The organism is Mycobacterium sp. ZZG, assembly GCF_054786995.1.
The window spans coordinates 44,829-66,594 of sequence record NZ_JBTBFV010000008.1 but is presented as its reverse complement, the minus strand read 5'-3'; the positions used below and the strand labels follow the sequence as shown (position 1 = coordinate 66,594).

At 69.4% G+C, this 21,766-nt stretch carries 19 protein-coding genes; 7 read left to right on the top strand and 12 right to left on the bottom strand.

Annotation, left to right across the window (positions count from 1 at the left end; all coding sequences use genetic code 11):
* The first annotated feature begins 69 nt into the window (after positions 1–69).
* A complete protein-coding gene (locus ACXMYJ_RS07370) occupies positions 70–1,413 on the top strand; it encodes a flavin monoamine oxidase family protein (protein WP_260751125.1) in 1,344 nt (447 codons plus the stop codon).
* On the opposite strand, the gene ACXMYJ_RS07365 is transcribed toward ACXMYJ_RS07370, so the two are convergent.
* Positions 1,389–2,366, bottom strand: a complete 978-nt coding sequence (locus ACXMYJ_RS07365) for an alpha/beta fold hydrolase (RefSeq protein WP_260751124.1) — start codon at positions 2,364–2,366, stop codon at positions 1,389–1,391. The two genes, ACXMYJ_RS07370 and ACXMYJ_RS07365, sit on opposite strands and share 25 nt — an antisense overlap.
* Before the next feature lie 124 nt (positions 2,367–2,490).
* Here ACXMYJ_RS07365 and ACXMYJ_RS07360 point away from each other — a divergent pair, with 124 nt between their 5' ends.
* Together ACXMYJ_RS07360 and ACXMYJ_RS07355 are read left to right on the top strand one after the other, a co-directional pair.
* Positions 2,491–3,465 carry an NADPH:quinone oxidoreductase family protein gene (locus ACXMYJ_RS07360; protein WP_260751122.1) on the top strand — a complete coding sequence of 325 codons (975 nt, stop codon included), beginning with the start codon at positions 2,491–2,493 and terminating at the stop codon, positions 3,463–3,465.
* Positions 3,466–3,510: 45 nt separating this feature from the next.
* A complete protein-coding gene (locus tag ACXMYJ_RS07355) occupies positions 3,511–6,297 on the top strand; it encodes a helix-turn-helix transcriptional regulator (RefSeq protein WP_460355135.1) in 2,787 nt (928 codons plus the stop codon).
* Here ACXMYJ_RS07355 and ACXMYJ_RS07350 read toward each other — a convergent pair.
* The 6 genes from ACXMYJ_RS07350 to ACXMYJ_RS07325 all read right to left on the bottom strand — a co-directional run bounded on the left by ACXMYJ_RS07350 (position 6,290) and on the right by ACXMYJ_RS07325 (position 11,342).
* Entirely contained in the window at positions 6,290–7,072 is a 783-nt protein-coding gene (locus ACXMYJ_RS07350; RefSeq protein WP_260751120.1) for a glucose 1-dehydrogenase, read from the bottom strand. The genes ACXMYJ_RS07355 and ACXMYJ_RS07350 overlap by 8 nt on opposite strands.
* Positions 7,073–7,092: 20 nt before the next feature.
* On the bottom strand, positions 7,093–9,060 hold the full coding sequence (locus ACXMYJ_RS07345) for a flavin-containing monooxygenase (RefSeq protein WP_460355033.1): 1,968 nt from the start codon (positions 9,058–9,060) through the stop codon (positions 7,093–7,095).
* A gap of 33 nt (positions 9,061–9,093) precedes the next feature.
* Positions 9,094–9,972, bottom strand: coding sequence for an alpha/beta fold hydrolase (locus ACXMYJ_RS07340; protein ID WP_460355031.1), 879 nt, complete (start codon positions 9,970–9,972; stop codon positions 9,094–9,096).
* Between the two features lie 40 nt (positions 9,973–10,012).
* Positions 10,013–10,366, bottom strand: coding sequence for a Fe-S protein (locus ACXMYJ_RS07335; RefSeq protein ID WP_443187702.1), 354 nt, complete (start codon positions 10,364–10,366; stop codon positions 10,013–10,015).
* 40 nt (positions 10,367–10,406) lie between these two features.
* Positions 10,407–10,658 (bottom strand): CDGP domain-containing protein, encoded by a 252-nt coding sequence (locus tag ACXMYJ_RS07330; protein WP_443187703.1) that lies wholly within the window; start codon positions 10,656–10,658, stop codon positions 10,407–10,409.
* Between the two features lie 144 nt (positions 10,659–10,802).
* A complete protein-coding gene (locus ACXMYJ_RS07325) occupies positions 10,803–11,342 on the bottom strand; it encodes a cysteine hydrolase family protein (protein WP_443187704.1) in 540 nt (179 codons plus the stop codon).
* Positions 11,343–11,469: 127 nt separating this feature from the next.
* Here ACXMYJ_RS07325 and gabT point away from each other — a divergent pair, with 127 nt between their 5' ends.
* From gabT to ACXMYJ_RS07305, 4 genes are read left to right on the top strand one after another with little or no spacing between them, the layout of a single operon-like run.
* Positions 11,470–12,822: a 4-aminobutyrate--2-oxoglutarate transaminase gene (gene gabT / locus ACXMYJ_RS07320; RefSeq protein ID WP_260751113.1), complete on the top strand. Its 1,353-nt coding sequence runs from the start codon at positions 11,470–11,472 to the stop codon at positions 12,820–12,822.
* A gap of 21 nt (positions 12,823–12,843) precedes the next feature.
* Positions 12,844–14,052, top strand: coding sequence for an acyl-CoA dehydrogenase family protein (locus ACXMYJ_RS07315; protein ID WP_396884203.1), 1,209 nt, complete (start codon positions 12,844–12,846; stop codon positions 14,050–14,052).
* Complete coding sequence (locus ACXMYJ_RS07310; protein WP_260751112.1) at positions 14,049–15,509, top strand: aldehyde dehydrogenase family protein; 1,461 nt, start codon at positions 14,049–14,051, stop codon at positions 15,507–15,509. The genes ACXMYJ_RS07315 and ACXMYJ_RS07310 overlap by 4 nt, the downstream gene beginning before the upstream one ends.
* Positions 15,506–16,633, top strand: a complete 1,128-nt coding sequence (locus tag ACXMYJ_RS07305; protein ID WP_260751111.1) for a CaiB/BaiF CoA transferase family protein — start codon at positions 15,506–15,508, stop codon at positions 16,631–16,633. The genes ACXMYJ_RS07310 and ACXMYJ_RS07305 overlap by 4 nt, the downstream gene beginning before the upstream one ends.
* On the opposite strand, the gene ACXMYJ_RS07300 is transcribed toward ACXMYJ_RS07305, so the two are convergent.
* Genes ACXMYJ_RS07300 through ACXMYJ_RS07280 form a run of 5 tightly spaced genes read right to left on the bottom strand, consistent with a single transcriptional unit; the run spans position 16,569 to position 21,761 of the window.
* Entirely contained in the window at positions 16,569–18,083 is a 1,515-nt protein-coding gene (locus tag ACXMYJ_RS07300; protein ID WP_443187706.1) for a PucR family transcriptional regulator, read from the bottom strand. The genes ACXMYJ_RS07305 and ACXMYJ_RS07300 overlap by 65 nt on opposite strands.
* A complete protein-coding gene (locus ACXMYJ_RS07295) occupies positions 18,080–18,949 on the bottom strand; it encodes a gamma-glutamyl-gamma-aminobutyrate hydrolase family protein (protein WP_260751110.1) in 870 nt (289 codons plus the stop codon). The genes ACXMYJ_RS07300 and ACXMYJ_RS07295 overlap by 4 nt, the downstream gene beginning before the upstream one ends.
* Positions 18,946–19,662 carry a gamma-glutamyl-gamma-aminobutyrate hydrolase family protein gene (locus ACXMYJ_RS07290; RefSeq protein WP_260751109.1) on the bottom strand — a complete coding sequence of 239 codons (717 nt, stop codon included), beginning with the start codon at positions 19,660–19,662 and terminating at the stop codon, positions 18,946–18,948. The genes ACXMYJ_RS07295 and ACXMYJ_RS07290 overlap by 4 nt, the downstream gene beginning before the upstream one ends.
* On the bottom strand, positions 19,663–20,379 hold the full coding sequence (locus tag ACXMYJ_RS07285; RefSeq protein WP_260751108.1) for an ABC transporter substrate-binding protein: 717 nt from the start codon (positions 20,377–20,379) through the stop codon (positions 19,663–19,665).
* Positions 20,376–21,761, bottom strand: a complete 1,386-nt coding sequence (locus ACXMYJ_RS07280) for a glutamine synthetase family protein (protein WP_443187708.1) — start codon at positions 21,759–21,761, stop codon at positions 20,376–20,378. The genes ACXMYJ_RS07285 and ACXMYJ_RS07280 overlap by 4 nt, the downstream gene beginning before the upstream one ends.
* Positions 21,762–21,766: the final 5 nt, after the last annotated feature.

Genomic DNA, 21,766 nt, shown 5'->3' with positions numbered 1-21,766 from the left:
CCGACGTGAAAATTGTCGTCACACGCGCGTTTTTACGCCGAAATCCCCAGATGCGGAGAGGATGGGGGCATGGCTGATGTGGTCGTGGTGGGGGCGGGGTTCGCCGGGCTGGCCGCCGCCCGGGAACTGGCGCATCTCGGCCACGAGGTCGTCATCGTCGAAGGACGCGACCGGGTGGGCGGACGGGCGTACACCGGCAGCATCGCCGGCGTGCCGGTGGACCTCGGCGCCACGTTCGTGGGGCCCACCCAGGACGCGGTGCTGGCGCTGGCGACCGAGCTGGGATGCGACCGGGTGCCCACGTACGGGCGGGGCAAGAACCTGATCCGCTGGCGCGGCTCGGTGCGCTCCTACCGCAGCACGATCCCGCGGTTGTCGATCATCGAGCTGCTGGACGTGTCCCGTATCCAGTGGCGTTTCGAACGGGTCTGCCGGAAGGTCTCCGTCGAGGCACCCTGGACCTCCACGGTCGCCGATGCACTCGACGCCGTGTCGCTGGACGAGTGGCTGCGTTCGCAGCGCGCCGGCGCCTCGACCCGCGATCTGATGGCGATCATGGCGCGGGTGACGTGGGGCGCCGAACCCGATGCGGTGTCCATGCTGCACGCGGTCCGCTACGTCAAGGCCGCGGGTGGACTGAACAGAATGCTCGACGTCGAAGGCGGCGCCCAGCAGGAGCGGTTCCCGGCCGGCGCCCAGCAGATCGCCGAGCGGATGGCCGACGAGCTCGGCGAGCGTGTGGCGCTCGGCTCCCCGGCCCGCCGCATCGTCCGGCACGCCGACCTCACACTGACCGTCAGCACCGAACGTGCCGATCACACGTGCGCCGCGGTCGTCGTCGCGATCCCTCCCGAGCACCGCGGCGGGATCGAATTCGTCCCGCCGTTACCCCCGGGCTACGACGACCTGGCCCGGCACTGGCCGCAGGGCCACCTCAGCAAGGCCTACGCGGCCTACCCGACCCCGTTCTGGCGCAGGGACGGTTTCTCCGGTGAGGCCCTGTCCGACGAGGGGCCGGTGTTCATCACGTTCGACTGCAGCCCCGGTGACGACGGCCCCGGCATCCTGCTCGGGTTCACCGACGCGCGCACGTTCGATCCGCTGCCGCCCGAGCAGCGCCGCGACGTCGCGCTGGCCGGCTTCACCGCACTGTTCGGCGACTCCGCCGCACATCCCATCGACTATCTCGACCATCGTTGGGGCGCAGAGCCTTTCGCACCAGGCGGACCGACCGCAGCGGTGCCGCCGGGGGCGTGGACGACGCACGGCCGGTGGTTGCGCGCCCCGGTCGACGGGATCTTCTGGGCGGGAACCGAGACCGCCGACCGGTGGACGGGTTTCCTCGACGGCGCGGTGCGGTCGGGGCTGCGTGCCGCCGGCGAGGCGCATCAGCTGCTGGCGCGCCGCTCCTGAACAGCTCCGGTCACCAATCCGATCAGCCAGCGCAGATGGTCGTTGACCTCGTCGGGCCGTTCCAGGATCGCGCAGTGCCCGCCAGGCAGCTCGACGAACCTCGCCAGGTTGGGCGCGGTGGCCGCGATCCGGCGGGCCGACGCCATCGGCAGCAGCCGATCCTTGGTGCTGCCGATCACCAGGGTCGGCACCGTGAGGTTCTTCAGCGCAATGTGTCGCGGCCCCAAGTGGTCGACGAGCACCCGCGCCCAGCCGCCACGCCCGGCCGGCGAGGTCGCGTTGAACAGCTCGTAGATGAAGTCGGCGACGGCGGGGTCGGCGTCGCGGCCCACCGCCAGCGACGCAACGAACCGCCGGTTGGGACGGTGGACGGCCCGGCTCAGCGGAAGTCCGCCGAACCTGCGCAGCACCTCCCCCGCGGCGCGCACCCTGACATCGGCGAGCGCGGGCGGCACCGGCAGCAGGTTGACGTTGCGCAGCAGGTCCCCGGTCGTGGTGTTGATCAGCGCGACGGCGGCGGCGCGTTCCTCGACGCGGTGCGGCAGCCGCTCGGACCATGACGAGATCGCGATACCGCCCATCGAATGCCCGGCGATCACCGCGCGCTCGCCCGGCGCCAGCGTGGCCTCCAGCACGGCATCGAGATCGCCGGCCAGGTAATCCAGGCTGTAGCCGCCGCGCCGCGGCGGGATCGCGCTGCGGCCGTGACCGCGGTGGTCGAACGCGATCACCCGGTGATCACGGGCCAGGTCGGCGATCTGACAGGCCCACACGCGCAGCGCGCACGTGATGCCGTGCGCAAGCACGATGGGGTAGCCGTCTTCGGGCCCGAAGACCTCGGCGTGCAGCCGCACACCGTCCCGGGACCGCACGTCGACGATGCGTCCCGGCGGCAGGGCCTGGGCCGGGGCGAACCCCCGCCCCCGCGATCGGGTGCTGCTCCGTCGTGCCATGCGCTGCTCCTGTGGGTTTCGGCGACTTTGCCGGTACGTGACTGTACCCCGCGCCAGACCGCCGGTGAGGCGCCGAACCGCGGGTGGGTTAAATGGTCTGCGACGACCATCAGGAAGGCCGGTAATGCGTGCGATACAGATAGCCGAACTCTCGGGCCCGCAAGCCGCCCGGCTCGTCGAGATCGACGAGCCCGCGGCCGACGACGCCACCGTGCTGGTGGATGTGCACGCCGCCGGCGTGGCTTTCCCCGACGCGCTGCAGTCCCGCGGGCTCTACCAGTACAAGCCGGCGATGCCCTACATCCCGGGCGCCGAGGTCGCCGGTGTGGTGCGCAGCGCGCCCGCCGACGCGCACGTGCGGCCCGGGGACCGCGTGGCCGGCCTGACGATGCTCTGCGGGGCGATGGCCGAAGTCGTTGCGCTGCAGCCGGAGCGGGTGTTCAAGCTGCCCGAATCACTGTCTTTCACGGACGGCGCGGGCATCTTGTTCAACGATCTGACGGTGCATTTCGCGTTGCGCACCCGCGGCCGTCTGCAGCCCGGCGACACCGTGCTGGTGCACGGCGCCGCCGGCGGCATCGGCACCTCGACGCTGCGTCTTGCGCCCGCGTTCGGCGCTTCGCGCACCATCGCGGTGGTCAGCACCGAGGACAAGGCGGAGGTGGCCCGCGCCGCCGGCGCGTCCGACGTCGTGCTCGCCGACGGGTTCAAGGACGCGGTCAAGGAGTTGACGGGTGGGCGCGGGGTGGACATGGTGGTCGACCCGGTCGGCGGCGACCGGTTCACCGACTCCCTGCGCTCGCTGGCCCAGGGCGGTCGACTGCTGGTGGTGGGGTTCACCGGCGGGGAGATTCCGACGGTGAAGGTGAACCGGCTGCTGCTCAACAACGTCGACGCGGTCGGGGTGGGCTGGGGCGCATGGACCATGACGCATCCCGGTTACCTGCAGGAGCAGTGGGCCGACCTGGAGCCGTTGCTGGCCTCGGGGGCGGTGCCGGCTCCCGACCCGGTGGTCTACCCGCTCGACCGCGCCGCCGAGGCGATCGCGTCGCTGGAGGAGCGCACCGCCAAGGGCAAGGTTGTGGTCGCGGTTCGATAGCGGAATGCCGCCGATATGGTGCGCGAGACTTTGCCCGCTGGGATGATGGGCCACGTGTCCGGCGCTGGGGAGCGATCAGTCGATGATCCGCGCGTTGCTGGTTTCCTGGCCTCGGCGTCAACTCAGCCGACCGGGCTCGTCATCGAGGGCGAGGCCGGGATCGGCAAGACCACCCTGTGGCTGCGCCAGCTTCGGCAGGCCGGCGAACATGGCTTCCGCGTGCTGACCGCCAGGGTCGGACAGGCGGAATCGGTGATGGCGTTCGCCGCGCTGGCCGACCTGCTCGGGGACGTCGAGGAGAACTACTTCACCCCGCTGCCCGCGCTGCAGCGGCTGGCGCTGGACCGGGTGCTACTGCGAGCCGGCGCCGACGGCCCGCCGACCGATCAGCGCACGGTGGCCGCCGGATTCGTGTCGGTGTTGCACGCGCTGGCCGAGGACTCGCCGGTGTTGCTCGCGATCGACGACGCGCAATGGCTGGACACCTCGAGTCGCGCGGCCGTGGAGTTCGCGGTCCGCCGCCTGCGCGGACCGTTCGGGGTGCTGGTGACCGAGCGGTGCGCACCCGGCGAGGGCGCGACCGCGGGCTGGTTGCGGCTGGACCGGCCCGACGGGTTGGACCGGATATTCGTGCGCCCGATGACCACCGGTGCGCTGCACGCGCTGATCTCCGAACGGCTGGGCCGCCCGCTGTCCCGGCCGTCGATGCTCCGCATCGCCGAGATCTCCGGCGGCAATCCGTTTTTCGCGCTCGAGCTGGCACATGCGATGGGTGACGGGCCGGCCACGGGCGAGCCGCCGCTTCCGGCGACGCTGGCGGAGGTGGTGCGGCGCCGCATCGGTCTGCTCGACGAACCGACCCGGTCGATGCTGCTCAGCGTCGCCTGTGTGGCCGACGCGACCGTGGAACTGCTGGGGCGGGCCCACGGCATCTCGGCAGCAGAGGTGACCGAACGGCTCGGACCGGCGGAGGCCTCGGGCATCGTCACCCTCGAGGGCAACCGGGTCCGGTTCACCCATCCGCTGCTGGCCAACGGGGTGTACACCGACGCCGGGCCGACGGCACGGCGCGCGATGCACCGCACGATGGGCGCGCTGGAATCCCAGCCCGAGTTGAAGGCCCGGCACCTGGCGCTCGCCTCGGCCAGCGGAGACGACGAGATCTTCGCCGCGCTCGACCAGGCCGCAGACTCCGCTCGGGCGCGCGGCGCACCGGCGGCGGCGGCCGAATTGGTCGATCTGGCTATCGGGCTCGGCGGCGACAACCCACTGCGCCGCATCAAGTCCGCCGAGAATCACTTTTTGGCCGGGGATACGGCCAAGGCCGCCGCCGCATTGGGAAGCGTCGACGCGATCGAGCCGCCGATCCTGCGGGCGTTGGCATCGAGCCTGCTGGCGACGGTGCGCATGTACGAGAACCAACATGCGGAAGCGGTTGCGCTGCTGCGCGGCGCGCTCGACGACGGGGCGGGCAACGTCGCGATCCTGGTGCAGGTGCTGTTGCGACTGTCGTTCGCGCTCAACAGCATCGGTGAGCTCGACGACGCCCGCCGGTATGTTCGCGACGCGGTCAAACTCGCCGAGGAACTCGGGGTACCGGGCATCACCAGCGCCGCCCTGGCGTGGTCGGTGCATGTGAACTTCCAGTGCGGCCACGGGCTCGACGAGGACGCGTTGCAGCGTGCCATGGACCTCTACGACAGCAGCCTGGACGTGCCGATCATCTTCCGGGCACCGTTCGTGCATGCGCTGGGGATGTCGTGGACCGGGCGCCTCGACCAGGCCCATGACGAACTGACGGCGGTGCGCGCGGTGTGCGTCGAGCGCGGGGCCGAGAGCGACATGATGGCCATCGCAGGGTTCTTGGCGATCAACCATCTGTGGCGAGGCCGGCTCGCCGACGCCCAGACCGAGGCCGCCGAGGCGGTCGAGCGCGCCCAGCAGCTCGGCGGGGACGACGTGCTGATCATCCCGATGACCGTGCGGGGTGCGTTGGCGGCCTACGCCGGGCAGGTGGACGACGCCCGCGCCGACGCCCGGTGGGTGCTCGGGGCTATCGCGAATCGGCAGGCCTCCCACATCGCCGACTGGCCGGGGATGACGTTGTGCTTTCTTGAGGAGTCTCTCGGCAATCACCGGGAAGCGCTGCAGGCGCTGGACATGAAGTTCCTCGACACCGGCCGGACTCCGGCCACCGAGTTGATGTATGCGTGGCACCTGCCCGACGTCATCGAGGCGATGGTGGGAACGGGACGCCTCGACGACGCCGAGTTCCTCACCGCCGCACTGGAGCAGAACGGCATCGAGCACGACCGGCACTGGATGAAGGCGGTCGGCGCAAGGTGCCGCGCGATGCTGCTCGCAGCTCGCGGCGACGTGGTGGGGGCCGAACAGGTCGCACACCGCGCGATGGTCGAGCACGACCTTCTCCCGATGCCGTTCGAGCGGGCCCGCACCCAGCTTCTGCTCGGCCAGCTGCAGCGCCGGTTACGCCAGAAGCAGTCGGCGGCAACGAATCTGAACGCGGCGATGCAGACATTCGAGGAGCTGGGCACGCCGTTGTGGGCACGGCGGACACAGGCCGAGCTGGCCCGCGCGGTCGTCGCCCCGTCCGAGGATCTGAGTCAGTTGACGCCGTCCGAGCAGCGGGTCGCCGAGATGGCCGCGACCGGTGCGACCAACAAGGACATCGCGGCGGCGATGTTCATCAGCGCGAAGACCGTGGAGCACAACCTCACGAAGATCTACCGCAAACTGGGCATCAGCTCGCGCGCCGAACTGGGCAGGCGGATCGATCAGACCGGAACCGGCCCTCCCGGCGGGCTCAGGTGACCCATTCCGGCTGCTGGTCGACATTCACCGCGGAGAAATCCTTGTGCGCGAGACCGGCGATGGTGCCGCCGTCGACGACGAATTCGGCTCCGGTCGAATAGCTGGACTCATCGCCGGCCAGATACACCACGAGATTGCTGACCTCGTGCGGCTGGGCGATCCGGCCCAGCGCGGACTGGAAGATGTCCTCGGGCACCCAGTCGGCCATCGGGGTTTTGACCAAGCCGGGGTGCACCGAGTTCACCCGGATTCCGTACGGCCCCAACTCGAGGGCGACAGACTTGGTCAGGCCGCGGACGGCGAATTTGGTGGCGGTGTAGCCGTGGCAGCCTATGGTGCCGGCCATTCCCTCGATCGAGGAGATGTTGATGATCGAGCCCCGCCCGGCGCTCTTCATGATCGGTGTGACCGCCCGGATACCGAGGAACACGCCGGTGAGGTTGATGTCGAGGATGCGGTGCCATTCGGCGAGTTCGTAGTCCTCGACGGTGCCGATGTTCAAGATGCCGGCGTTGTTGACCAGGATGTCCAGGCTCCCGAACTCGGCGACCGCGGTGGCCACGGCCGCATCCCAGTCCTGCGGGCGGGTGACGTCGAGGTGCACGTAGCGGGCGACGTCGCCCAGCTCCTCGGCCACCTGCCCACCCTCGGCATCGAGGATGTCGCCACAGACGACCTTCGCACCGTGTGCGGCCATCACCCGGGCGTGCGAGGCGCCCATGCCTCTGGCCCCGCCGCTGATGAGCGCGACCTTGCCGGCAAGCCGTCCTGTCATGACTTCTCCTGTGCTCGAACTCATTTCAGTTCATAGTCGGCCGCGTCGGGCCGACTCGTCCATTTCCAGTAGTCGGCGATGCGCCACGCGAACAGCGTCGGCAGCTCCCCGGCGCTGTTCTTGTAGTAGCTGCTGACCGAGGGATGGGCGTAGACCATCGATTTCAACCGGTTCTGGCTGCGGCGGTCGTAATCGGTGCACACCTGCGCTTTGGGGGCGGCGCAGGCCGCGCCGGCGGCCAAGGTCATGTCGATGCAGCCGAGGATGTAGCGCATCTGACACTCGGAGTTGTAGATGATGCTGGCGCCGTTGACGGCGTTGGTGCCGGGACCGAACATGCAGTAGAAGTTCGGGAAGCCCGCCACCGTGACGCCGAGGTAGGCGAAGGCGGCGTCACCCCACACCTCGTTGAGCCCGAGCCCGCCGGTGCCGCGGATGTCGATCGGCCCGAGTTGATGGTTGACGTCGAATCCGGTGGCCCACACCAGCACATCGGCGCGACGGTGCATTCCGGTGACGTCGGTGACCCCGTCTGCGGTGATCTCGGCGATCCCGGCGGTGACCAGTTCGACGTCATTACGCTGCAGGGTGGTCAGCCAGGTGCCGTCATCCTGCAGGGTGCGCTTGCCCATCGGCGGATACATCGGGGTCACCTGGGCGAGAAGTTCCTCGTCGTCGGTGAAGGCCCGCATCCATGCGATGAACATGTCCCGGATCCCCTGATTGCCTGCGCTGACCGATAATCCACCGGTGTCCCAGTCCGGGTCGATCGTGATCTGCTCGTCGAGCGCGTCGGCGATCGGCCACCATGACACGAAGCGCAACCACCGGCCGTAGTACGGCAGGTGCCGGATCGCCCATCGAGCGGCGGCGCTGACGGCCTCGTGGTAGTGCACATTGGGCGCCATCCACTGCGGTGTGCGCTGATAGACGTCGACGTGCGCGGCGGTGCCGGCGATCGCCGGAACGAGCTGGAATCCGCTGGCGCCGGCGCCGATCACCGCGACGCGTTTGCCGGCCACCTCGATGGTGTCGTCCCAGTCCGCGGTGTGGCAGGACGGCCCGGTGAAGTCGTCGGCGCCCTTGATGTCCGGGATGACCGCGGTGCTGAACTGGCCGACGGCGCAGATCAGCCCACAGGCGGTCAGTTCCTCGACGGCGCCGTCGAGGTCGTCTCGGCCGCGTACCTGGACCTGCCAGCGGGCGGCCTGTTCGTCCCACACCGCGCCGGTGACCTCGGTGTCGAAGCGGATGTGTTCGGCGATGCCGTAGCGGTCGGTGACGTCGCGCAGGTACTGCAGGATCTCGGGTTGCGTGGCGTAGTGGTGCTCCCAGTGGTCGGTCGGCTCGAACGAGTACGTGTAGTACTGGCTGGCGATGTCGACCCGGCAGCCCGGATAACGATTCGCCAGCCAGGTTCCACCGACGCCGGATTGCCGCTCGACGATGGTGAACGGCACGCCGGCCTGTTTGAGCTTGATGCCGGCCAGCAGTCCCGCCTCTCCCGCACCGATCACGACGACCGGGAACCCCGCACGCTGCTCGGGGGTCGACACCGGCACGGGGCCGTTCTGGTCGGTATCGGTGACCCGCAGATCGGCGGCGATGTAGTCGACGAGTTCGTCGGTGACCTGGCCGGCGGAGATGACGTCGAGCATCACCCGCAGCTGATGCCTGTCGGGCACGAACGGTGCCGGGCACCCCCGGTCGCGGTAGTCGCGGGCGACATGAAATGCCTTGTCGCGCACCGCTTGTTTGTCCGGTTCGCTCATGCCACCCTGCAGGTCCATCGCGATGAGCATGAACGGACGCGGCAGTTCGTCGAGGATCTGAAGATCGCCGGTCATGTGGACCATCGACATCAGCAGCGCCGGCACACTGGCGTCGTCGATCGCGGCGCGCAGCACCGCGTCGTCATCGTCGAACGGGAGTCCGGTCAACCGGGTCAGCCGGGGACTGCGCACGTCCTCGGCGGTGAGATGCGGCACGGACCGACCATACGCTCGGCGGTCAGTGGATGGTCACGGTTTCGCGACTTCGACGCGGGCCAGGAATTCGAGCACCGCGTCGGCGAACAGGTCATTGCGGTCCCCGGCCACCATGTGTCCGGCGCCCTCGACGTCGACGAAGGCGATCTGCGGAAAGCGCTCAAGGAACGCGTCCGCGCGCTCGCGGCTGACAAGGTCGCTGACCTGACCACGCACCAGCAGCATCGGCACGCCGTCGGACAGGATCGCGGCAACGGCCGTGTGCAAGCGGTCGGTGTCGGCGACCTCCAGCGGCGGGTTGGCCGCGGATCCGTCGATGAATTGCGGATCCCAGTGCCAATACCAGCGATGTCCCCTGCGTCGCAGGTTGTTTCGCAAGCCGTCGAGGTCCGACGGACGGGGCCGGTGCGGATTGAACTCGGCGATCATGTCGGCGACCTCGTCGAGCGAGCCGAAGCCGTCGACCAACTTGTCGGCCATGAACGCGTGAATTCTCTCGGCGCCCGACGGATCCATGTCGGGCACGATGTCGACGAGGACGACCGCAGCTGCGATGCCGCGTTCGAGCTCACCGGCGAGCAGCATCGAGGTCAGGCCGCCGAGTGAGGCGCCCACCAGAACCGGGCGCGGCGGCAGGTGCTGCAGGATCGCGGCGACGTCGGCGGCGAAGCTGGCCACCCGGTAGTCACCGTCGGGCGACCAGTCGGACTCGCCGTGGCCGCGCAGGTCGACGGTCACGGCCTGCCAGCCGCGGCGGGCCACCGCCGCGGCGGCCTTGCTCCACGACCGACGGGTCTGGCCACCACCGTGCAGGAACACCACCGGGCGCGCGCCGGGATCCCCCAGCCGGTCGGCGACGATTCGCACGCCACCGTGCCCGTCGGTGAGGAAGTGCTCCGGCGCAGAGGTCATCCCCGGATGGTAGGCGGCCGGCGAGCAGCAGCGACAGACGTCACCACACCACGGCGAGCGCCGCCGCAGCGAACGACAGGACCCCGACCCCGTAGAACAGCGGGCGTGGCACCGCCTCGCCGGTGCGCTTCTGCCGGGCGCTGCCCATGCCGAGCAGTGCGCCGAGGACGACCAGGATCACCAGCTTGATCCCGATCTTCGGATAGTTCAGGTCGATCCCGGCGGGCCAGGGCGCTGCCAGTGCGAGACCGGTCACCAACGAGACCAGCACGCCGTAGTCCATCACCCGGGCGATGCGGAAGCGGCCGGCGGCGGCCTCGGTCACCCAGGCACCGAACGTGATGGCGAAGCCGACGATGTGCAGCAAAACAACTACAGAACGTAGTACTTCCATGCCGTGAGGCTACCCCAGCGGGGGTGACCTCCGCGGCAACTCACACCGGCGGCGTGCCCGGCGGCACCCGGTAGCAGTTCGTCCCGCCGATGCCGAGCACGTAGACCGTGTCGCACCGGATGAAACTACCGTCGGGATCCGGTGGATAGTCGCAGCGGCCGCCGCCGTTGCCGCCGTACATGCCGCTGGGCCCGGTGCACGGTTGCCCGGACACCGGCGCAGCGGCGACGAGCCCGGACGTGACCAACACCGCTGCCGCGCCGGCGGCCTTCACCACTCTCCTCGTCCTCATGACATCACTCCTTCCCCACCGCCCCGGTGGGGCGGCAGACCCGGAAGCCATGCGATGCCCGAGGAGACACGCACCGACCTCCGGTACATGCATCCGTCTCGATTGTCCTCCCGCCGCCCGGCCGCGCACAGGCGTTTTACGCGGTCAAGGCAGGCATTCGGTCGACTTGGACAGCTCCGCCTTCATGTTGCGGCCCATCATCTCCAGGGCCGCCTCGCCGAGCTTCCCGTCGATGTGCGCCACCGCATCGGGTGGCACCACGACGTCGTAGTGACGGACGTATCCGTCCAGGGCGGTGTAAAGGATGCACTGCTCGGTGACCTGTCCGGTGAGGATGATCCGGCGGGCACCGAGGCGGCTGAGCAGATAGTCCAGCGGGGTGGCATAGAACGCGCTGTGACGCACTTTGGTCAAAAAGCGTGTGTCGGGCGTGGGCACCAGCGGCCGGACCAGCTCCGGGCGAGCGCCTTCGAGCGCCCCCTTGATGATGTCGATGTGGTTGGCCGTGAAGTCGCCGTAGTTGTCGTTGACGTAGATGAGGTCGACGCCGTCGTGTTCGGCGGCCCGGGCGACGAGTTCGGCGATCGGTTCGACCACGTCGGCGGCGCTGTCGGCCAACTGCTCGGCGTCGGGATGGTCGTAGGTGTTGAACATGTCGATCACCAGCAGCGCGGTATCACTCATGCCGTACTGATAACCGCACCGGCGCGGGTTGAATCCGGTCGACCAGCGCCGACATGGACATGTCCGGCGGCGCCGCTGTCCATCACGGCGATACGCGACCGCGCCCGCCGGTTCCTACGCTGACCCCATGACAGCGTCTCTGATCGGCGGCCCCGCACTCGCGCAGGTCCGCCGGGTGCACACCGAGATCCCCGGCCCCCGCTCCGTCGAACTCGCGCAGCGCCGCAGCGCCGCCCTTCCGGCCGGACTGACCAGCGGCGCCGGTGTCTACGTGGCTGCGGCCGGCGGCGGGGTGATCGTCGACGTGGACGGCAATTCGTTCATCGACCTCGGCAGCGGGATCGCGGTCACCACCGTCGGCAACTCGGCGCCGGCCGTCGTCGAGCGCGCCACGGCACAGCTGGCCGAGTACACCCACACCTGCTTTCTGGCCACCCCGTACGAGCCGTACATCGAGGTCGCCGAACGACTGAACCGGCTCACGCCGGGCCACCACCCCAAACGCACCGCGCTGTTCAACACCGGCAGCGAGGCCGTCGAGAACGCGGTCAAATACGCGCGCGCGGCGACCGGCCGGCAGGCGGTGGTGGTGTTCGACCACGCCTTCCACGGCCGCTCGCTGCTCACCATGACGATGACGGCGAAGAACCAGCCGTACAAGCACGGCTTCGGACCGTTCGCACCCGAGGTCTACCGGGCGCCGATGGCCTACCCGTTCCGCTGGCCGTCGGGTCCACAGAACTGCGCCGAGGAGGCCTTCGCACAGTTCGCCCAACTCGTCGACGCGCAGATCGGCGCGGACGCGGTGGCCTGCGTGGTGGTCGAACCGATTCAGGGCGAGGGAGGTTTCATCGTGCCCGCCGAGGGCTTCCTGCAGTCGGTGGCCGAGTTCTGCCGCGAGCGCGGCATCCTGTTGGTCGCCGACGAGGTACAGACCGGGATCGCGCGCACCGGCGCCTGGTTCGCCAGCGAACACGACGGACTGGTGCCGGATCTGATCACCACCGCCAAAGGGTTGGCCGGCGGGCTGCCGCTGGCCGCGGTCACCGGACGTGCCGACGTCATGGACGTCGCCCACGCCGGCGGGATCGGCGGGACCTACAGCGGCAATCCCGTCGCATGCGCGGCCGCACTGGGTGTGTTCGAGGAGATCGAGACCCGCGGACTGGTCGAGCGCGCCCGCGCCGTCGGCGACGCGATGACCGCGGCGCTGCGAAACATCGCCGCCACCACCGACGTCATCGGCGAGATCCGCGGTCGCGGCGCCATGATCGCCGCCGAGCTCGTGGTGCCCGGCAGCGGCGAGCCCAACCGCGACGCGGTGGCCGCGATCACCACGCACTGTCAGCGCAACGGCGTACTGACGTTGACCGCAGGCACTTTCGGCAACGTGCTGCGGTTCCTGCCGCCTCTGTCCATTCCCGACGAGCTGCTCACCGAGGCGTTCGACGTCCTCGCTGACGGATTCGCCGCCCTGTAGTCCCGACCAGGAGTTGACCCGATGACCACCATGACCGCACCGCGCACGAAGTCCGTCTACTCGCCGCTGGAATTGTTCGACACCGCCCGCTTGCTCGAACACGACGAACGTGAGATCGCGGCCACTGTAAGGAAATTCGTCGACACCGAACTGCGACCCAACATCGAGGGCTGGTTCGAGTCGGCCACGCTGCCCCGTGAGCTCGGCCGCCGCTTCGGCCAGCTCGGCGTGCTGGGCATGCATCTGCAGGGTTACGGCTGCGCCGGCACCAACGCCGTCGGCTACGGACTGGCCTGCCTGGAGCTGGAGGCCGGCGACAGCGGCTTCCGCAGCTTCGTCTCGGTGCAGGGCTCGCTGTCGATGTTCTCGATCTACCGCTACGGTTCCGAGGAGCAGAAGAACGAGTGGCTGCCGCGGCTGGCCTCGGGTGAGGCCATCGGGTGCTTCGGCCTGACCGAACCTGACTTCGGCTCCAATCCCGCCGGCATGCGCACCCGCGCCCGGCGTGACGGCGCCGGAGACAACGCAGACTGGGTGCTCAACGGCACCAAGATGTGGATCACCAACGGCAACCTGGCCGACGTCGCGACCGTGTGGGCGCAGACCGACGAAGGTGTCCGGGGTTTCCTGGTGCCCACCGACACACCAGGATTCACAGCGAACGCGATCCACCGCAAGCTCTCGCTGCGGGCGTCGGTGACCTCGGAGCTGGTGCTCGACAACGTCCGGCTACCCGCGTCGGCGCAGCTGCCGGAGGCTGTCGGGTTGAGCGCTCCGTTGTCCTGCCTGAACGAGGCCCGCTTCGGCATCGTGTTCGGTGCGCTCGGCGCCGCCCGCGACAGCCTGGAGACGACGATCGCCTACGCCCAGACCCGTGACGTCTTCGACAAACCCCTCGCCGGTTACCAGCTGACTCAGGAGAAACTGGCCAACATGAGCGTCGAACTGGGCAAGGGCATGCTGCTGGCCATCCACCTGGGCCGGATCAAGGACGCCGAGGGCGTGCGTCCGGAACAGATCAGCCTCGGCAAGCTCAACAACGTACGCGAGGCGCTGGCCATCGCACGTGAGTGCCGCACAGTGCTGGGCGGCAGCGGCATCACGCTGGAGTACTCGCCACTGCGCCACGCCAACAACCTGGAGTCCGTGCTGACCTACGAGGGCACCTCGGAAATGCACTTGTTGTCCATCGGCAAGGCGCTGACCGGCCACGCGGCATTCCGCTCATGACGGCATCGGTACGGCATCTGATCGGCGGCCACTGGATCGACGGAAGGGGTCAGTCGCTGCTGAGTGTGAACCCCGCCCGCCCGGATGTCGTCGTGGCCGAGGGCAGTTGCGCCGTGGCAGGCGATGTCGACACTGCGGTCGCCGCGGCGGCCGCGGCAAACACATCCTGGGCAGCGACGCCGCTGCACCAGCGGGGCGCGGTGCTGCTGGCCGCGGCGGACCTGGTCGAGCGCAACGCCGAACCGTGGGGGCTCGAGCTCGCCGTCGAGGAGGGCAAGACGCGGGTCGAAGGCGTCGGCGAAGTGCGCCGGGCCGCCCAGATCCTGCGCTATTACGGCAACGAGGGCGACCGGCAGGCCGGCGAGATCTTCGCCTCACCCCGCGCCGGTGAACAGATTCTCATCACCCGCAAGCCACTGGGCGTCGTCGGCGTCATCACCCCGTTCAACTTCCCGATCGCGATCCCGGCATGGAAGATCGCACCGGCGCTGGTCTACGGCAACACCGTGCTGTGGAAGCCGGCGAGTACCGTTCCGCTGCTGGCGATCCGACTCGCGGAGGCGCTCACCGACGCCGGCCTGCCGCCGGGTGTGCTCAACCTCCTGATCGGCGACTCGGACATCGGCGAAGCGTTGGTCGACCATCCCGGCCTGGACGGGATCACCTTCACCGGGTCCACCGTTGTGGGACGTCGGATCGCGGCCGCGGCCGCGGCCCGAGGTGTGCCGGCACAGGCGGAGATGGGCGGCAAGAACGCCGCCGTGGTGCTCGACGACGCCGACATCGACCTCGCGGTGGAGCAGGTGATGCTGGGCGCGTTCCGGTCCACCGGCCAGAAGTGCACGGCCACTTCGCGTCTGATCGTGACGGCCGGAATCGCCGACCGCTTCCGGGACGCGTTGCTCGCGCGCGCCCGGGAGCTGCGTGTGGGCGACCCTGTCGACGACGCGACACAGATGGGACCGGTGGTGAGCGCCGCGGCCCAGCAGTCCATCTCGGCCGGCGTCGACGCGGCTGTCGACCAGGGCGCCACGGTGCTCACCGGCGGCCGGCCCTATACCGAGGGCATGCTGGCCCATGGCTACTTCGTCGCGCCGACGATCCTCGAACTCGACGGCGCCCACGCCGACGTCTGGACCGACGAGCTGTTCGGGCCGGTGCTGGCCATCCGGCGCGCCGCCGACGCCGACGAGGCGTTCGCGCTGGCCGATGACAGCGAGTTCGGGCTCTCTGCAGCGGTTTTCACCCAGGACCTGACCCGCGCCCTGCAGGCCGTCGATCAGATCGATGTCGGGGTGCTGCACGTCAACTCGGAGTCGGCGGGCGCCGACCCCCATGTCCCGTTCGGCGGGGCGAAGAAGAGTGGGCTCGGCCCCAAGGAGCAGGGCCCGGCCGCGCGCGATTTCTTCACCCACACCACCACCGTGTATCTGCGTGGCGGCAGGGCAGGTTCGTGACCGGCGCCCTCGACGGCGTCGTCGTCGTCGACTTCAGCCGCGTGCTGGCCGGCCCGTACGCGACGATGATGCTGGGTGACTTCGGCGCCGAGGTCATCAAGGTGGAGCGGCCGGGCACCGGCGACGACACCAGGCAGTGGGGACCGCCCTACGATGCCTCCGGCGTGGCCACGTATTTCAACGCCGTCAACCGCAACAAGCGCTCCGTGGTGCTCGATCTGTCCTCCCCCGACGGGCAGCAGGCGGCCCGCGACCTGGTCGCCGGGGCGGACGTCGTCGTGGAGAATTTCCGGCCCGGCACCATGGAGAGACTCGGGCTGGGCTACCAGGATCTGCGTGCGATCCGCCCCGATGTGATTTATTGCGCCATCACCGGTTTCGGCCGCGGCGGCGGGGCGTCCCTGCCCGGGTATGACCTGCTGGTGCAGGCCGTCGGCGGCTTGATGAGCGTGACAGGCACCGGTGAGGACCCCACCAAGGCGGGCGTGGCGCTGGTCGACGTGTTGGCCGGGCTGCACGCGCTGAGCGGGATTCTGGCCGCGCTGGCCCACCGCGGCCGCACCGGTGAGGGGCAACGCGTGGACACCGATCTGTTCTCCGTTCTGTTGTCGTCGATGGTCAACCAGGCATCCGGCTTCCTGGGTGCCGGCGTGGTTCCGACCATGATGGGTAACCGGCATCCCAGCATCGCGCCGTATCAGACGTTCGACACCGCGGACCGTCCGATCGCGGTGGCCGTCGGCAACGACAAGCAGTTCACCGCGTTCAGCGCTGCGATCGGCATGCCCGAACTGGCCCGGGATGCGCGCTTCGTCACCAACCCGGACCGAGTGGCCCACCGGGATGTGTTGTGCACGTTGATCGAACCGGCCTTGAAGGCGCACGGCGCCGACCACTGGTACCACACGCTGACCAAGCTGGGCGTGCCGGCCGGCCCGATCAACGATCTGGCCGAGGCGTTCGCGTTCGCCGAGAGCCTGGGCATCGACGCGACGGTGCAGGTGCCGGGCAGCCCGGCGCCTCAGGTCGCCAACCCGATCACGATGTCTGCCACCCCGGTCACCTACCGCAGTGGACCGCCGGCGCTGGGGGCGGACGGCTCTGCAACAACTGCCGGGCCTTGACCGCCAGCCACAGCCGGGTGCGCGAATCCGCCGAGCTCAGATCGTCGCCGAGCAGCACGCGGATGCGCCGCATCCGATTGCGCATCGTGTGCCGGTGAATGCGCAGTTCGGCGGCTGCGGCCTCGGTCTGACCGTTGTGCCTCAGGTAGACCGCCAAGGTCCGGATCAGGTCGCCGTCCTGGCCCTCGAGGGAATCGAGATCACCTGAGAGCATCCGTAATTCGGATGGACTGCGTCCGTCGAGAAGGAATCCGAGTGGCCCGAGGTCGCCGAATGAGGTGAAACTGCCCGTGCCGGACTGTGCGGCCATGCGGGCCTGCTGCAGGCCGGCGCCGATGTCGGTGAGCAGCACCGGCCGGCTGGCTCCCCCGCCGGGTGACGGCACGAGTCCGGCGAGCACTGTGTCGATACGGTCCCGGCTTCCGTTGACGGGTAGGACGATCGCGATGTCGGCTCCGCTCGCGGTCATCAGGTAGGGGCCGGTCCCGGCGAGCGAGCGGCCCAGGCTGTCCTCGGCGGCCAGCACAGGTCCCACACCGTCGAGCACCACCACGGTCACCTCGTCGGCGGGGTCGAAGCCGAAGTACCGCAGCACGCCGTCGTCGACGGTGCCGTGCCCGGCCAGCAGCTCCCGCGTCACCGCCGAGCGCAGACGTTGTTCGGCATCGACCACACGGGCCGGCTTCTCCAACGCGAGGGAGATCAGCGAAACCGCGTGGGCGACGAGCAGGCGTTCGGTATCCGACAGCGGGGCGACGGTGCGCACCACGAGATGCCCGCGGACGGCCTGACCGGCGCGCAGCCTCTGGATGGTCAGCAGCGCGTCACCGTCGGACACCACGGCCGCGGCCCGGCAGCCGCCGCGTGTGGCCGACTCCGCCAGCGCCGAGATGAGCCGTTGGTCGCCGGTCCCGCCGGTGGCGAGCACACGTCCGTCCGCGCCGACCGCGACGACGACAGAGGACAGGCATTCGGCCAGCGTGCCGACCACGCCGGGGATACCTCCGCGCAGCGTCGCCCGCGCCAGCACCTCCTGCCGGTCGACGACGTGCTGTACGGCGCGGAGCTGGTCGGCCTTCACGGCGTCGATGACGACGCGGGCGATCGCGATGAACGGCGTCGACGCCGGCACCCGCAAGACCGGAACACCGTGTGCGTCTCCGGCAGCGAGCACACCGGAGGGAACCTCCGAGAGCGTGGTGCCGGTGTCCACCGCCAACGCCGAGACACCGGCCGCGGCCAGCCGCGCAACGTAGGCTGCCTGCGCCCCGGTGTCGACGCCGATGTTGATGCCGGTGGTCATCACGAGTTCACCGCCGCTCAGATACGGTGTCGGATCGGCCAACTCGATTGCATGGGCCCAGGCGATGTCGCGCGTGGCGCCTTGCCGGCCCGCGACCAGCATCAGGCCGAGATGGTCGACCTGACACAGGTTCCGTGCGGTGATCACCCCTGCGACGCCGCCGCGGCGGCACCGGTCAGTCGGGAGCGCTCCGCGGCCGTGGTGTCTCGGGAGCGCTCCGCGGCCGTGGTGTCTCGGGAGCGCTCCGCGGCCGTGACGAACGCGGCGAACAGCCGCATCCGGTCTTCTTCCGGCCCGTCGTCGTCCTCGGGGTGCCACTGCACGCCCAGGTAGAACTTGTCGGGATCCTCGACCCCCTCGGTGATGCCGTCGAGCGCACGGGCTGCGACCACGAGACCGCGGCCGAGCGTGTCCACCGCCTGATGGTGTCCGGATCGTCCGGTCACCCGCTCGGTGCCCAGGATCGACGCCAGCCGGGTGCCCGGCATGATGTCGATCGGTTCGTCGACGAACTCCGGTTCGCCCGGCGCGCCGTGATGCAGCGCGTAATCGACGATGTCACCGATGACGGTGCCACCGCGGGCGACGTTGAGCAATTGGGAGCCGCGGCAGATACCGAAGATCGGTCGACCAGCCGCCTCGGCCGCGGCGATCGCGGCGAACGCATCGCGGTCGGCACGTGCGTCCACCCCGTAGGACTTCGGGTGCTGCGCCGCCCCGCCGTAGCAGGACGCGTCGATGTCGCCACCGCCGAGCAGCAGCAGACCGTCGAAATTCGCAGCGGCAGCCGGGTTTTCCAGCGGGACAGTGGTGTCCCAGAGCTCGAAACCGGCACCGAGGTCGACGAGAGTGTTCAGCGCCACGCGGGTGAAGCGCCGGATCAGCGCGACGTCCTCGGCGCTGATTTCGGGGTAGTTCAGCGACGCGAGGACGCAGACGTGGGCGCGCGGCTTCTCCGGGGCGGGACGCTCCGGGGCGACATCCTGCGGGCGCACCCGGTCGACGGCGGTCATGTGCTGGAGTCCTTTCGTTTGCGGGCGCGGTCCACCAGATCGGCGAACAGGGCCGCGTCGGTGACGGAGTCGGCGTGGCGGTCCTCAGGGTGCCACTGGACCGCCACGATATCCGCGCGGCGGTGCTCGACGGCCTCGATGACACCATCGGCGGCCAGAGCGGAGACGGTCAAACCGGGGGCAAGCCGGTCGATGGCCTGGTGATGATAGGACGAGACGTCGATGGTCTGTACGCCCACGATCGCGTGCAGCCGCGATCCCCGTTTGACATGCACATGGTGAATCGCGTTGTGATGCAGGGTTTCTGTCTCGACAACGTGCTGGGTCAGGGTGCCGCCGAGGGCGACGTTGAGGACCTGCATGCCCCGGCAGATCGCCAGGGCGGGCATGTCGAGATCGATCACCGCCCGGGTGACGCCGAGGTCGAAGTCGTCCTGGAACGCCACCGCGCCCGTGGTCTCGGGTGCCGGTTCGGCCCCGTACCGGCTCGGTTCGACGTCGGCGCCGCCGGGCAGCAGCACCCCGTCGAAGCGCCTCAGCCGCCGCGGCAGCTCGGTCAGCGGGTCGGCGGCAGGCCCGTGCAGGATCACCGGTTCGCCACCGGCGGCCCACACCGCCTCGCAGATGGCCTCCGCGGCGAGAGTCGCCGAGAAGCGCAGAATCGGCACCTGCGCAGCCCGGCGTCCCACCACCGCCACCAACGGTCGGGTCACTCAGTCCCCTGCGAACGGGTAGTCGAGCGTCGGCAACCATTCCTCCCAGACTTTGCGCAGCCGCCCGGACTCGATGAGCCGGTCCAGCGCCCCGTCGAGCTCGGCAAGGGTGTCGGGACGGTCCTTGGCCACCGCGATGCCCCACCGGTTGCCGGTCGGCACCGTGAACGCCAGCTCGTAGTCGGGGTGGGTGGCACCCAGCGGGACGAAGACGACATCGTCGTCGACCACGGCGTCCACCTCGCCGGCCGACAGCGCGGCCAGCATGTCGGCATACACATCGTCTGACCCCGCACCGAACGCGACCGGCTCAGCCCCGGAGAACGTCTGGGCCAGCGCCATGTTGGTGCTGTTCTCGATCGCAGCGACCCTGCAGCCCACCAGGTCCTCCGGCGCGTGGATGCCGGAGCCGCGCCGAACCAGCACACCCTCGTGGAAGATCGCATACGGACGGGTGAAGTCGACCTGCTCCTGCCGCGCGGCCGTGATGCCCTGCCCGCACAGCACCGCGTCGGCGTCGCCGCGCTGCACCGCCGGGATCATGTCGACCCACGGCACCCTGACCCATTCGATCGGCCGGCCGAGTTCGGCCCCGAGGATCTCGGCGACGCCCGGTTCGTAACCTTTCCGTCCGGCTTCCGGGGTCCACAGCGAGAACAGCGGCGGCGCCTCGGCGTCGAGGCAGGCCAGCCTCAGCGCGTCCGAAGCCCCGGTCACGGTGCGTCATTCCAATACATCTCGCGCTCCCATTCGGTCACGTGTCCACAGAAACGAGCCCACTCATCGGCGTGGAAGTCGACGAGCAATGCTGACAACTCCGGTCCGAACGCCTGGTTCAGCACCTCGTCGGCGCGGAAGGCCCCGATCGCCTCACCGAGCGTCAGCGGCAGCGCCGGGAACCGGCCGTCGACGGGGGCGTCGTAGGACGAACCCTGGGTGGGCTGTCCGGGGTCGGTGGCATTCTTCATGCCGTCCTCGCACGCGGCGAGGATCACCGCATGCGACAGGTACGGGTTGACGGCGGCGTCGGGCAGCTTGTACTCGAGGCGGCCGACAGCCGAGAGCCGGACCGTGCAGGTCTTGTTGTCCAGACCCCAGTTGATCCGCGAGGGAGCGAATTGTCCGGCATCCCAGTACCGTTTGTACGAGTTCACCGTGGAGCCGTTGATCAGCATGGCACCCGCGGAGTGTGCCAGCAGCCCGCCGAGCGCGTGCCGTCCGAGTTCGGACAGATGCAGTTCGGTGATGCCGGGCTCGGCGAGCACGTTGACGTCGTCGCGCCACAGGCTGAAGTTGTGGTGGCATCCGTTGCCCATCATGCCGGTGGCCGGCTTGGGCATGAAACTGGCGTGGATGCCGAGTTCGCGGGCCACCTGTTTGCAGATCTGCCGGTAGGTGGTGAGCCGGTCCGCGGTGAGATCGGCGCGGTCGTACATGAAGTTGAGTTCGACCTGGAACTCGTCCTCGTAGTCGCCTTCGATCATGTCCAGTCCGAGCGCCTGGGCGTACTCGACGACCTTCTTCACGATCGGCCGATTCCGTTCGAGATGCTCGATGTGGTAGGCCGGGCTGGAGCCGGGGCGGAACTGGGCCTCCAGTCCGTCGCCCTGCCAGGTCATCTCGGGTTCGCAGCCGGTGCGCAGTTCCAGACCGGTCCGGTCGGTGAAGCCGGTGAGCATCCGGCGCAGCAGTCCTCTGGTGTCGCAGGCGAATTCGGCGCCGGCGCGGTCGGAGAGGTGATCCGGTTCGTAGAGGCGGCAGAACACGCGGGCGAAGCTGGTGTCCCACGGAAGCACCGCGAACGTGTCCAGGTCCGGGACGGCGGTGTATTCCGGAGCGTTGACCCCGCCGGCCAGGAGTATGCCCTCGCGGGTCCCTTGCAGGTTCGCGATCGCGGTCTGGTGCTGCTGCACGCCGCGGATCGCGAGACGCTCGAAATGCCGCGCAGGAGCGACCTTGCCGACCACCCGACCGGTGATGGTGATCGCCTGGAAGTACACGTACTCGACGCCGCGGTCGGCGATGGTGGACAGCGCGGCGGTGAGTTCCGGGCTGCCGGCGTTCGCCTCGCGGTGCAGGTCAAGGGGTGTGATGGTCATGGCCG